Here is an 11,680-nt window from a genome sequence, read left to right on the forward strand (position 1 = left end):
CCTGTGCCGAGCGGGTACCGCGGCGGTCAGCCCACCTTGCGCCCCCGCAGCGGCCCGGTCCGCGCCCCCTCGCCGTGCTGCAGGCCCTGCAGGAACTCCTCCAGGACTTCGGTCGCCTCATGCTCCGGATGCCAGCCCAGCTCGGCACGCGCGCGCGTGCAGTCCATCAACGGCAGCCGCAGCACCGCGTCGAACAGATGTGGCGACGCGGGCAGCAGATGCAGTCCCCAGGCGGCGGCGATCGCCGAGCGGGCCGCGACGCGGGGGAGCCGGACCGGACGGGTGCCCAGCATCTCGCCGAGCATTTCGGCGTCGACCCACGGCTCGGCCGCCAGGTTGAACGCGCCCCGGACCTCGGAGCCGACCGCGAGGACGTACGCCCTGGCCGCGTCGTCGGTGTGCAACGCCTGCACCCGCAGACCGGGGATGTCGGGGAGGAAGGGCAGCATCTCCGGACGCGCCAGCGGGCCCGGCAGGAGACGGCCGCCGAAGATCCGGCGCTGCTCGCTCGCCGACTCGCGCTTGAAGAGGAAGGCGGGCCGCATCCGGACCACCCGCACCTCCGGATGATCGCGCTCGACGGTGTCCAGGGCGCGCTCCAGATAGGCCTTCTCCCGGCAGTACGCGGCATCCGGCCAGCCGTGCGTCGGCCACGACTCGTCCACCGCGTGATCCTTCGGTCCCGGAGAGTAGGCGCCCACCGACGACGCGTGCACGAGCGTCGGCACCCGGGCCGCCGCCACCGCCTCGAACACCCGGATGCTGCCGAGCACGTTCGTGCGCCAGGTCGTCGCCGGATCATGCGTGGGCTGGAAGGCCCACGCCAGATGGACGACCGCGTCGGCGTCCGCGAACTCCTGGACCAGATCCGCCTGTTGGGACGCCAGGTCGACCGCGGACCACTCCGTCCGCGCCGGCGACCACTCGGGAATCCGCCGGGCCAGACCCAGCACGGACCCCACCTGTGCATCCTCCGAGAGGAGGCGCACCACACTGGTGCCGACGTTGCCGGTGGCACCGGTGACCACGATCCTGCTGCCCACTGCGCTGCTCACCTTCGGCTCCTTCCGGCCAGACGTCCGAAACGGGGTGACCGAGTACCCGGCCGGGGCGTGGGCACGCGGACTCCGCCCCATGACCTCGCAGGTAATCGACGCCCGTACCGGCCCCCGGAACCATGGAGGACGTATCCACCCCACCGGATCGCAGGAGGACGTCCCATGCCGTACTTCGCCAGCCCCGCCGACGGCGCGCAGCTGCACTACGTCGACTACGGACCGGCCGACGGCCCCGTGGCCGTCTTCGTCAACAGCGCCTACCTGGGCACCGAGATGTGGGAGTTCCAGATGCTGCCGCCGGCGGCCGAGGGGTACCGCTGCGTGGGCCTGGACCGGCGCGGGCACGGACGCTCCGACGACGTGTGGAACGGCTACGACCTCGACACCCTCGCCGACGACCTGTACGGCCTGCTGGACCACCTGGACCTGAGCGCGGTGACCTTGATCGGCCACTCCCTGGGCAGTGCGGAGATCGTGCGCTGCCTCACCCGGCACGGCAGCGGCCGCGCGGCCCGCGTGGCGCTCGTGGCCGGCATCACCCCGGGCGTGGCCCGCACGGCCGACAACCCGGACGGCTGGGACCCCGCGGTCATGCGGGCCGGCAACGCGGCCTTCCTGCGCGACCGGGCTGCGTTCTTCAACGACCCCGACGCACTGCGCGACTTCTTCGCCCTGCACCGGCCGGGCAACGACGTCTCGCCCGCATACGTCCGCTACCTCAGCGACCGCTGCCTGGTGGCCACCGCGCGGGCCTCCAGTGCCGTCCAGGAGACCATCGTCACCCTCGACGTCGCCCCCGAACTGGCCAAGCTCGAACTGCCGTTGCTCGTCCTGCACGGCACCCACGACGTCTCGGCACCCCTGGAGACGACCGGCCGCCGAGCCGCCGCACTCGCCACCGACGCCACGCTCAAGGTCTACGAGAACGGAGGCCACGGCCTGTTCGTCACCCACGCCGAGCAACTCACGGCAGACCTGCGGGAGTTCATGACCGGATGAGCCCCGACGGCTGCGGTCCGGGCGTCCGGGAGATGATCAAGGCATGAGCGAGCTCATCCTGATGTCCGACGCCCGGGTCGCCGCCGTCGCCCTCGCGGAGAACGGCGAACCCCTCGTCGGCGTACGAGACAGGCTCCTGGTCGACGACCGCAAGCACAAGGACTCCCACGGCGCCGAGGTCCATCTGCGCCGGGGCGTCCTCGACCGCCTCCTCGCCGCCCAGGCCCTGCTTCCCGAGGACCTGCGCCTGCTGTTCGTGGAGGGATACCGGCCGCCGGCTCTCCAGCGCCGCTACTTCGAGTGCTACGCCGACGAACTGCGCGCCGCACACCCCGACTGGTCCGCCGACCGCATCCGCACCGCCGCCAGCCGCTATGTCTCCCCGCCCGAGATCGCCCCGCACAGTGCAGGCGCGGCCGTCGACCTGACCCTGGCCGACGCGGACGGCCGCGAACTCGACCTCGGCACGGCGATGAACGCCAGTCCCGAGGAGAGCGACGGCGCCTGCTACACGGACGCCCTGAACATCACCGACGAGGCCCGCGCCAACCGCACCGTCCTCGGCGGGGCGCTGACGGCATCCGGGCTCGTCAACTACCCCACCGAGTGGTGGCACTGGTCCTACGGCGACCGCTACTGGGCCCTGGCGACCGGCGCACTCGCCGCCCTCTACGAGCCCAGGGAACCGGGTGGCTCCTAGGCGAAGGCGTTCACGCCCGTCAGCTCCGCGGACAACTCCCAGAGCCGGGCTGCCTGTTCGGGGTCGATCGCCCAGTCCCTGACGCCGCTGGTCCCGCCGTCGACCGCGAGTTCGGCGATGTCACAGTCCTCGAGGTAGACGCCGCCGAGGCCGTCCAGCTGGGCCGAGGTCGCCGCCCACGTCTGGGTGGCCGCGCCCTGCGGCGGGGTCTTGAAGCCCTCGGGGTTGAGGATGTTGCCGTCCTCGTCGATCCAGCCGCGCTCGATCATCTCCGCCTTGGGGATGTGTCGCTGGAGCGGGGTGAGGATGCCGCCGGGGTGCAGGGAGAAGGCCCGCACGCCGGCGTCGCGGCCGAGCTTGTCGAGGTGGACGGCGAACAGGACGTTCGCGGTCTTGGCCTGCCCGTAGGCCTGCCACTTGTCATAGCCCTGCGTCCAGTGGACGTCGTCCCAGCGCATGCCCGAGAAGTGGTGGGCGCGGGAGGAGACGGAGACGACGCGGGCGCCGCCGGGCGCGATCGCCGGCCACAGCCGGTTGACCAGGGCGAAGTGCCCCAGGTGGTTGGTGGCGAACTGGGCCTCCCAACCGGGCCCCACCCGGGTCTCCGGGCACGCCATGATCCCGGCGTTGTCGATCATGATGTCGATGGTCCGCCCGGAGGCGAGGAACCGTTCGGCGAAGGCGCGCACGCTCTCCAGGTCGCCGAGGTCCAGCTCGTCCACCTCGACGCCGTCGACCCCGGCCAGCGCCTCCTCGGCGGTGGCCCGGCGGCGGGCCGGGACGACGACCCGGGCGCCCGCCTTGGTCAGGGCGCGGGTGGTCTCCAGGCCGAGGCCCGAGTAGCCGCCGGTGACGACGGCGAGCCTGCCGGTCAGGTCGACGCCCTGCAGGACGTCGTCGGCCGTGCTCGTGGCGCCGAAACCGGATCCGATCTTGTGCTGTGCAGTGCCAGTGCTCATGCCGAGAACGCTACGGATTGGAGTGCTCTCGAAGTCAAGCGCGGACCCGCGTGGGCGGGCGTGGGTGTGAAAGAGCCCCGACCGGACGGGGGAGGCCGGTCGGGGCTCGCCAAGTGGTGGGCACGGATGGCGGTCGCCTCTCGGCGAAAGGCTCCACAGGGCTTCAGCCGAACGATCGTCCCTGTGGGCGAATGGTGAGGCCCGGGGACACTGTCCCATCCGCACCCACGGTTGGTTCAACGGCGAACTACCGCTTGGTGTTCCGGTGTTCGGCGCCTTGTGTGGTGATCTGCGTCACCCGTATATGCCCTTCAGGCCAGCGGGCTGTTCTCCAAGGCGGACAGCAGGTGCGCGGGGTCGTCGTACACGGCCTCGGCTCCCGCCTCCTCCAGGTCGGCGCGCGGGATGCCGCCGCACAGGACGCCCAGGCAGCGCACGCCGGCGTGGCCGCCCGCGCGCATGTCCCACACGGTGTCGCCGACGAAGACCGCCCGTTCCGCGGGCACCCCGGCCAGTTCCAGGGCGTGTTCGACGGGCTCGGGGGCGGGCTTTCCCTCCTCGACGTCGTCCGCGCTCGCGGTGGCGGTGATGGCGTCGTCGGCGCAGATCGCGCGGCGCAGCGCGGAAAGTTCCGGGCCGCTCGCGGAGGTGGCCAGCACCACTGTCCAGCCGTCGTGGTCGAGGCGCCGCAGGAGTCGGCCGGCGTCCTCGAACGCGGGCAGCCGGTCGAAGTACTGGCCGTACAACGCCTTGTGCGCGGAGCTGAGTTCGGCGTCCCGGTCCGTGTCCCGCCGGTCGCCCAGCAGCCGGGCGATGAGGTCCTCGGAGCTCAGGCCGACGGAGCGGTGGATGGCGTGCATGGGCACCTTGTGGCCGGCCTGACGGAAGGCCTCCCACCAGGTCGCCACGTGCAGGTGATTGGTGTCGACGAGGGTTCCGTCGACGTCGAACACGGCCGCCCGTTCCATGCGTGCTCCCTTGCTCTTTCGCTGCCCGAGTACCACGTCAGGGACCTGCCACTCCTGCGGGCGTGCGCCGTGAGCGGGTCCAGGCCAGCAGCTCGTCCAGGCTCCAGGTGTTCACCACGCGCCCGGCCGGTACGCCGCATTCCTCGGCCCGGGCACAGCCGAGGATCTGCCAGTCCAGCTGGCCGGGCGCGTGCGCGTCGGTGTCGACCGAGAACAGCACTCCCGCCTCCAGCGCCCTGCGCAGCAGCCGCCGCGGCGGATCGAGCCGCTCGGGCCTGCTGTTGATCTCCAGGGCGGTGCCCGTCTCGGCCAGCGCGGCGAACACCTCGTCGGCGTCGAACTCCGACTCGGGCCGCCCCCGCCCGGTCACCAGCCGCCCCGTGCAGTGCCCCAGCACATCGGAGTGCGGACTGCGTACGGCGGCCACCATGCGGCGGGTCATCGCGCGGGCCTCCATGCGCAGCTTGGAGTGCACCGACACCACGACCACGTCGAGCCGCTGAAGCAGCTCCGGCTCCTGGTCCAGCGAGCCGTCGTCGAGGATGTCGCACTCGATGCCGGTGAGCAGCCGGAACGGCGCCCAGGTGGTGTTCAGCTCCGCCACCACGTCCAGCTGTTCCCGCAGCCGTTCGGGAGACAGGCCGCGCGCCACGGTCAGCCGGGGGGAGTGGTCCGTCAGCACGGCCCACTCGTGCCCGAGGGACTTCGCGGCCCGGCCCATCTCCTCGATCGGGCTGCCGCCGTCCGACCAGTCCGAGTGCAGATGGCAGTCCCCGCGCAGCCTGGCCCGCAGGCCCGCACCGGCCCGGTCCTCGCCCGGCGCCTCCGCCTCGCCCTCCAGCTTGTGCAGATAGCCGGGCACTTGCCCGGCAAGCGCCTCCCGGACGACCTGTGCGGTCTTCGGGCCGACGCCCTTGAGCGACTCCAGCGACCCGGCGGCCGCCCGCTCGCGCACCTCCTCCGCGGGCAGGGACGTCAGCACGCGGGCCGCCGTACGGAACGCGCGGACGCGGTACGTCGGTGCCAGGGACCGCTCCAGCAGGAAGGCGATCCGCTCCAGTGCCTCGACGGGATCCATGGTGACCTCCTCCTCCAGGGTTCCCCAGCGCCGGGCACCCCGCACGGTTTGTCCCGCGCGCACCCGGGTACTGCGATGCGCACCCGCGCAATGCCCAGGAGGAGGCAGGCGATGCCCACATCAGCTCCCGCCAAGGTCGCCGTGGTCACCGGCTCCGACTCCGGTATCGGCCGCGCCACCGCCGTCCGGCTGGCCCGGGCGGGCATGGACGTCGGCATCACCTGGAACAGCGATCTCAAGGGTGCCGAGGAGACCGCAGAGGAGGTCCGCGCCCACGGGCAGCGGGCCGTCGTGGCCCAGATGGACCTCACCCGGCTGCCCACCGCCGCGGGCACCGTCGACGAGCTCTGCCACCGGCTCGGCCGTCTCGACGTGCTGGTCAACAATGCCGGGACGGGCACCATGACGCCCTTCCTCGACCTGGAGCTCGACACGGTCCGCGAGGTCGTCGAGGTCGACCTGATCGGCCCCTTCCTGTGCGGGCAGCGGGCGGCGCGGCACATGATCCAGCAGGGCGACGGCGGCCGGATCGTGAACGTGACCTCCGTCCACGAGCACCAGCCGCGGGTCGGCGCCGCACCGTACTGCGCGGCCAAGGGCGGCCTCGGACTGCTCACCCAGGTCATGGCCCTGGAGCTCGCCGAGTACGGCATCACCGTCAACGCGGTCGCGCCCGGCGAGATCGCCACCCCGATGACCGGCCAGGAGGACACCGACGTGCACACCGAGCCCCGCCCCGGCATCCCCGCCGGACGGCCCGGTGACGCCCGCGAGGTCGCCGCCGTCATCGCCTTCCTCGCGAGCCCCGACGCCTCCTACGTCACCGGCGCCTCCTGGAGCGTGGACGGCGGCATGCTGCGCATGGGCCCGCAGGCCGGCTCCCACCTCAAGAGCGACGACTGGCGGCGTCCCTGAGCCGACCGGCGTGCGCCTGCGCACCAGCTCCAGCGACCGTCCCGGTCCACCCGGGTCCGCTGCGGCCGCGGCTTCCGCCACCGGGACCGGACGGGCGCGAGGCTCAACGACCCCGAGCACCTCGCCCGCATCCGGGCCCTGGTCGTCCAACAGATCCGCGCCCAGCAGGAGCAGGCCAAGCACGAACATGTGCGGGAGGTCGCCCGTGCCCTGCCCGAACTGCGCGCCAAGGTCGCCCTGGACCTCGCCGGCCGCGGCCTGTCCCGGTCCTGGGTCGTTGCCTGCGCCGTGCGCCTGCTCGACCTCGGCTTCTTCCGCATCGGCAGCGACCGGTACACCCGCCGGAGCGAGACCTACGGCCCGAAGACGATGCTGCGCGAGCACGTCACCCGCGGCCGTGCGGAGATCGCGTTCAGCTACCCGGCCGAGGAGGCACCGCGGTCGTACGCGCCCTGCTGCGCCGCCGCAGCGGCGGGGAACAGCTGCTGGTGTACTGGAACCGGCACGCCTGGCACGACCTGCACGGCGACGACCTCAACGAGGCGCTGCGCCGGCTGCCCGGCACCGAGATCACCGCCATGGACTTCCGCACCTGGCACGCCACGGTCCTGGCCGCCGTCGCCCCCGCCGTCGTCGCCGAGGAGGCCTACGCCACACCGACCGCGCGCCGGCAGACCGGCCGTGCGACCACCGCCCCGTGCTCACCCGGCTGGGTGAACACGGGGACTTCGCCCTTCCCGCGACGCAGGGCGCCGTCGAGGCCGCGGTGCCCGCTCTGCTCCAGCGCTGACACCCCCGAGCAGCAGGGGCCTGATGCGTCCTACGCTCTATTGCATGACCGAACAAGCAGCTCCCTACATCTCCCATCCACGGATCATGGTCCTCGGCGTGCAGCCGGGCACCCCGCCTTTCCGGATCGTGGAGATCGACGGCGAAGTGATCGGTGAGGCCAAGTCCGTCACCGACGTCCTGGAGGCGGCCGCCGCCTTCGGTATCACGGTGCACGACATGGACGACCCGGACGTGGTCCGCTGGGTCGGCGGCGACAAGTTCACCTGGAGGTTGCACTGACGGCTCGGCTCAGCCGACCGTCCACTTCTGGTTGGCGCCGCCCGAGCAGGTCCAGATCTGCAGCCGGGTGCCATTGGCCGAGTTGTTCCCGGTCACGTCGAGGCATTTGTTCGCCTGCGGATTGACGATGTCGTTCGCCCCGCTGACCGTCCACTTCTGGTTGGGGCCGCCGGTGCAGTCCCACAGCTGGACGGTCGAGCCGTCCGCAGTGCCGTTCCCGGTGACGTCCAGGCACTTGCCGAGCGCGCGCAGGGTGCCGTCGGAGCCGACGGTCCACTGCTGGGCGGCGGTGGAGTTGCAGTCGTAGAGCTGGACGGGGGTGCCGTTGGCGGAGTTCGCCCCCTCGACGTCCACGCACTTGCCGGCCAGCCCCCTGATCGCCGCCCCGCCGGCCGACTCACTGGTCGTGACGGACACCGAGTCCACCACCAGCTGCTGCGGGAACGACGTGGAGCCGTCCGGGTCGCCGGGCCAGTAGCCGCCCACCGCCAGGTTCAGGACCAGGAAGAACGGCTTGTTGAACACCCACGTCCTGCCGCCCAGGTCGGCGGGTGTGCGCCGCTGGTAGACGTTGCCGTCCACGGACCAGGTGATCGAGTCGGGCGCCCAGTCGACGGCGAAGGTGTGGAAGGCGTCCGCGAAGGCCTGCCCGTTCGGGAGGGAGTAGGCGGCGCCGATGCCGCCCGAGCCGGAGTAGCCGGGCCCGTGGATGGTGCCGTGCACGGTGGACGGCTCGTAGCCGACGTTCTCCATGACGTCGATCTCGCCCGAGTCCGGCCAGTTCACCGGTGTGCCGAGCATCCAGAACGCGGGCCACATGCCCTGCCCCCGCGGGATCTTCATCCGCGCCTCGACGTGCCCGTACTGGGCGTTGAACTTTCCCGAGGTGTTCAGACGCGCCGAGGTGTACTGGCACGTTCCGTACCAGCACTGGTAGTTGGCCGGGTTCTCGCGCCGGGCCGTGATCACCAGACGGCCCTGGCCGTCCAGGGCCGCGTTCTTGTTGCCCGAGGTGTAGTACTGCCGCTCGTGGTTGTTGACGTTGTCTCCGGTCTCGGTCTGCCACTTCGAGGAGTCGACCGCGGCCCCGGCCGGCCCGTCGAAATTGTCGGAGAACGCCACCGCGGCGGCGGCCGCCCGGGGGGTATCCGCCTGCGCCGCACCGGTCGCGGCGGACGCGACCAGCACGGCGGACAGGGCGGCGAACAGACATCTGCGCAGCAGGCGTGGGGAGGCCACGGCACTTCCTTCCGTACGGCAGCCGGGCGCACGAAGGCGCCCGGCCGAGGTGGGGGGTGAAGGCATCGCCTCTTGATTTAAGGATTGAGATAAGGGAGCGTCAATACCTTGGTACGGACCAGTGGTTGAGCGGTGGTGCTATGCGTCCTTTGCCTGCTTCGCCCCCCGTCGCGGCAGCCGCACCCGCGCGTGCACCGCCCGGCTCAGCCGCCGCCCCAGCAGGACGTAACCCACCAGCGCGCCGGTGGTGTTGAGGATGACGTCGTCGATGTCGAAGGCCCGCCCCTCGACCAGCGCCCCCTGCGCGAACTCCACCAACAGCATCACCGCCGCGGTCAGCAGCAGCACCCGCAGCAGCCCGCGCGCCCGCGGCGCGACGACCGGCACCAGGATGCCGAACGGAACCCCCAGCAGCACATTGCCGCCGATCTGTTTCACCGCGTCCCGCAGGGCCGGCTGGTCCAGATAGGCCCTGAGGGTGCTTCCCGGATGCAAGTTCGTGTGGGCCATCGACACCGAGGCGGGGGAGGGCTCCAGGGTCAGCCGGGCCAGCACCACGGCGAACGCGACCATGAACCCGAAGGCGCACAGCATCGCCAGCAGACGGATCGGCAGAGCCAGAACATGCCGCTCACGAGGAGCCGGCCGCGACTTGCTAACGGGTTTCGTGGAATTCTTCGCCTTCTCCGACTTCTTCGCCTTCTCCGGCCTCTTCCCCTTCGCGGACTTCTTCGGCTTCTCGGACGTGTCGGTCTTGGTGGTACGCAGGCGCAACGCTGAACGTGGTCGTAAGGCTGCACGGGCCATCAGGTCCTCCAGTCTTCAACTTCCCTGCGTTGTATGGCGGTTACCCGCTCGGCAGCCGAGAATGCCGCCGCCCGGCCGGTCCCGCCCGGATGTCCCCGCGGTTTCCCTTCCTGTCGTAGGGGCACTCCGGCGGTGGAAGCCAGCGCGCCGCCACCCGAGGCGCCCACCGCGATGTTTGGATGCCGCGGGGCGGACGTACCGGATGTACCGGACCTCCCGCCCGTGGCGGTGCGCGAACGGAGCCCGAGGAGGTGGCGCATGACCCCGCGATCGGCCCTGTTCACCGTGGTCGAGCTGCTGGGCTGGTGGCTCACGCTCGGCCTGCTGTGGCTGGTCCTCATCAGCACCGTCGACACGCTGGAACTCGTCGTCGGCGCGGGCTCCGCCTTCGTGGGCGCCTTTGCGGCCCGGGGCGCACGACGGGCGGTGAGCGGGACGTGAACGGCTGGACGCTCGCCGCCACCGTGGGCCTCGCCGGCGGACTGGGCACCGCGCTGTGGGGCGTGGCCACCGGTCCGCTGCGCCGCCGGGTCGTGGCCCAGAACCTGTCCACCGCACTCGCCTGCCCGAGCCTGCTGCTCCTCTCCCAGGCCTACCACCGCCCCTCCTACGTCGACCTCGGTCTCGTCCTGGCCCTGCTCGGACCGGTCGGCACCCTCGTCTTCGCCCGGCTGCTCGCCGAGGACCTCGCCGAGGACCCGCCGCGCGCCTGGGGACCGACCCTGACGGTCGCCGGGCTCGGCGCGGCCGCCGTGATCGCCCTGTGCGTCGCCACCGGGCCCAGCCGCGCCATGGTGAAACTGCTGGTCATCGGCGCATTGCTGATCAGCGGCAACATCATCGCCTCGCGGGCCCTGTCCGGCGGATTCCGGGGGGTCAGCGGTGGCTGACGCGGTGATCGTCGTGGCACTGCTGCTGGTCGCGGGCTCCGCGACCGCGGCCGTGGCAACCCGCGACCCCATGCGCCAGGCACTCGTCCTGTCCCTGCTGGGCATTGTCCTCGCCGTCCTGTTCACCGTGCTCCAGGCGCCCGACGTCGGGCTCTCCCAGCTGGCCGTCGGCTCCGCGCTGACACCGCTGCTGCTGATGCTCACCGTCCGCAAGGTCAGGCGCCGCGGGCAGGGCAAGGAGCGTGAGCGGTGACCCGCCGCGCCCGGCTGTGGGTGCTGCTCGCGGGCGGTGCGGGCCTGGCCGCCCTGCTCGTCGCCGCCTGCCTCCGCCTGCCGCACTTCGGCGGCGACCGCCACCCCTACGGCGACCGGGCCGTCCACGCTTCCCTGGCCCGGCGGACCGCCAACACCGTTTCGTCCGTCAACTTCGACCAGCGCGCCTTCGACACCCTCGGCGAGATGACCATCCTGTTCTCCGCCGTCCTCGGCTGCGTGATACTGCTGCGCCAGACCCGCGACGAACACCGCGCCCGCCCCGAGCCCGCCGAGGTCGCCCTGCCGGTGCGCCGCTACGCCCTCGTCGTCCTGCCCGTCGCCCTGCTCAGCGGCCTGTACGTCATCGCCCACGGCCAGCTCAGCCCCGGCGGCGGCTTCCAGGGCGGAGTGGTCGCCGCGACCGCCCTGCACCTGCTCTACCTGGGCGCCGACTACGCGGCCCTGGAACGCATCAGACCGGTCGGCGCATACGAGGTCGCCGACGCCCTCGCCGCCTCCGCCTACCTGGTCACCGGCATCGCGGGACTGATCGGGGGCACCGCCTTCCTCGCCAACACCCTGCTGCCGTACGGCACCTTCAACACGTTGTCCTCCGGCGGCACCGTCCCGCTGCTGAACGCGGCCATCGGCATGGAGGTCGCCGGCGCGGTCGTGGTGCTGCTCGCCCGCTTCCTGGACCAGGCCGTCGAGATCGAGGAGGAGAGCGGTACGTGAGAGCCG

The 11,680-nt window shown here is 72.0% G+C and carries 15 protein-coding genes and 1 pseudogene; 9 read left to right on the forward strand and 7 right to left on the reverse strand.

Going from position 1 to position 11,680, the window contains the following annotated elements; translation table 11 throughout:
• Window positions 1-26: 26 nt before the first annotated feature.
• Window positions 27-1,055: an SDR family oxidoreductase gene (locus EDD92_RS44580; protein ID WP_123969532.1), complete on the reverse strand. Its 1,029-nt coding sequence runs from the start codon at window positions 1,053-1,055 to the stop codon at window positions 27-29.
• 165 nt (window positions 1,056-1,220) lie between these two features.
• Here EDD92_RS44580 and EDD92_RS44585 point away from each other — a divergent pair, with 165 nt between their 5' ends.
• Both EDD92_RS44585 and EDD92_RS44590 read left to right on the forward strand, forming a co-directional pair.
• Entirely contained in the window at window positions 1,221-2,057 is an 837-nt protein-coding gene (locus EDD92_RS44585; RefSeq protein WP_123969533.1) for an alpha/beta fold hydrolase, read from the forward strand.
• A gap of 43 nt (window positions 2,058-2,100) precedes the next feature.
• Window positions 2,101-2,757 (forward strand): M15 family metallopeptidase, encoded by a 657-nt coding sequence (locus tag EDD92_RS44590; protein ID WP_123969534.1) that lies wholly within the window; start codon window positions 2,101-2,103, stop codon window positions 2,755-2,757.
• On the opposite strand, the gene EDD92_RS44595 is transcribed toward EDD92_RS44590, so the two are convergent.
• From EDD92_RS44595 to EDD92_RS44605, 3 genes are all read right to left on the reverse strand, one after another.
• Window positions 2,754-3,716, reverse strand: a complete 963-nt coding sequence (locus EDD92_RS44595) for an SDR family NAD(P)-dependent oxidoreductase (protein ID WP_123969535.1) — start codon at window positions 3,714-3,716, stop codon at window positions 2,754-2,756. The genes EDD92_RS44590 and EDD92_RS44595 overlap by 4 nt on opposite strands.
• Window positions 3,717-4,027: 311 nt before the next feature.
• A complete protein-coding gene (locus EDD92_RS44600) occupies window positions 4,028-4,684 on the reverse strand; it encodes an HAD family hydrolase (protein WP_123969536.1) in 657 nt (218 codons plus the stop codon).
• Window positions 4,685-4,721: 37 nt separating this feature from the next.
• Window positions 4,722-5,762 carry a PHP domain-containing protein gene (locus EDD92_RS44605; protein WP_123969537.1) on the reverse strand — a complete coding sequence of 347 codons (1,041 nt, stop codon included), beginning with the start codon at window positions 5,760-5,762 and terminating at the stop codon, window positions 4,722-4,724.
• A gap of 111 nt (window positions 5,763-5,873) precedes the next feature.
• Here EDD92_RS44605 and EDD92_RS44610 point away from each other — a divergent pair, with 111 nt between their 5' ends.
• Together EDD92_RS44610 and EDD92_RS52235 are read left to right on the forward strand one after the other, a co-directional pair.
• Window positions 5,874-6,677, forward strand: a complete 804-nt coding sequence (locus EDD92_RS44610) for an SDR family oxidoreductase (protein ID WP_123969538.1) — start codon at window positions 5,874-5,876, stop codon at window positions 6,675-6,677.
• Window positions 6,678-6,866: 189 nt separating this feature from the next.
• Window positions 6,867-7,037, forward strand: a pseudogene (locus tag EDD92_RS52235) (DNA topoisomerase IB); the annotation flags it as partial.
• A gap of 56 nt (window positions 7,038-7,093) precedes the next feature.
• Here the strand turns inward: EDD92_RS52235 and EDD92_RS52240 are convergent.
• Window positions 7,094-7,276 (reverse strand): hypothetical protein, encoded by a 183-nt coding sequence (locus tag EDD92_RS52240; RefSeq protein WP_311736826.1) that lies wholly within the window; start codon window positions 7,274-7,276, stop codon window positions 7,094-7,096.
• A 235-nt stretch (window positions 7,277-7,511) separates the two neighbouring features.
• On the opposite strand from EDD92_RS52240, the gene EDD92_RS44620 reads away from it, so the two are divergent.
• Window positions 7,512-7,748 (forward strand): hypothetical protein, encoded by a 237-nt coding sequence (locus tag EDD92_RS44620; RefSeq protein WP_030937576.1) that lies wholly within the window; start codon window positions 7,512-7,514, stop codon window positions 7,746-7,748.
• A gap of 9 nt (window positions 7,749-7,757) precedes the next feature.
• Here EDD92_RS44620 and EDD92_RS44625 read toward each other — a convergent pair whose 3' ends face one another.
• Both EDD92_RS44625 and EDD92_RS44630 read right to left on the reverse strand, forming a co-directional pair.
• Window positions 7,758-8,987 carry an RICIN domain-containing protein gene (locus EDD92_RS44625; RefSeq protein WP_123969539.1) on the reverse strand — a complete coding sequence of 410 codons (1,230 nt, stop codon included), beginning with the start codon at window positions 8,985-8,987 and terminating at the stop codon, window positions 7,758-7,760.
• A gap of 138 nt (window positions 8,988-9,125) precedes the next feature.
• Window positions 9,126-9,794, reverse strand: a complete 669-nt coding sequence (locus tag EDD92_RS44630) for a VanZ family protein (protein WP_123969540.1) — start codon at window positions 9,792-9,794, stop codon at window positions 9,126-9,128.
• Between the two features lie 258 nt (window positions 9,795-10,052).
• On the opposite strand from EDD92_RS44630, the gene EDD92_RS44635 reads away from it, so the two are divergent.
• Genes EDD92_RS44635 through EDD92_RS44650 form a run of 4 tightly spaced genes read left to right on the forward strand, consistent with a single transcriptional unit; the run spans window position 10,053 to window position 11,674 of the window.
• Window positions 10,053-10,235: a hypothetical protein gene (locus EDD92_RS44635; protein WP_123969541.1), complete on the forward strand. Its 183-nt coding sequence runs from the start codon at window positions 10,053-10,055 to the stop codon at window positions 10,233-10,235.
• On the forward strand, window positions 10,232-10,684 hold the full coding sequence (locus EDD92_RS44640) for a monovalent cation/H+ antiporter complex subunit F (protein ID WP_123969542.1): 453 nt from the start codon (window positions 10,232-10,234) through the stop codon (window positions 10,682-10,684). The genes EDD92_RS44635 and EDD92_RS44640 overlap by 4 nt, the downstream gene beginning before the upstream one ends.
• Window positions 10,677-10,937, forward strand: a complete 261-nt coding sequence (locus tag EDD92_RS44645; protein WP_123969543.1) for a hydrogenase subunit MbhD domain-containing protein — start codon at window positions 10,677-10,679, stop codon at window positions 10,935-10,937. Before EDD92_RS44640 ends, EDD92_RS44645 begins: the two co-directional genes overlap by 8 nt.
• Window positions 10,934-11,674, forward strand: a complete 741-nt coding sequence (locus EDD92_RS44650) for an MnhB domain-containing protein (RefSeq protein ID WP_123969544.1) — start codon at window positions 10,934-10,936, stop codon at window positions 11,672-11,674. The genes EDD92_RS44645 and EDD92_RS44650 overlap by 4 nt, the downstream gene beginning before the upstream one ends.
• Window positions 11,675-11,680: the final 6 nt, after the last annotated feature.

Source organism: Streptomyces sp. TLI_185 (genome assembly GCF_003814765.1).
GTDB lineage: Bacteria > Actinomycetota > Actinomycetes > Streptomycetales > Streptomycetaceae > Streptomyces.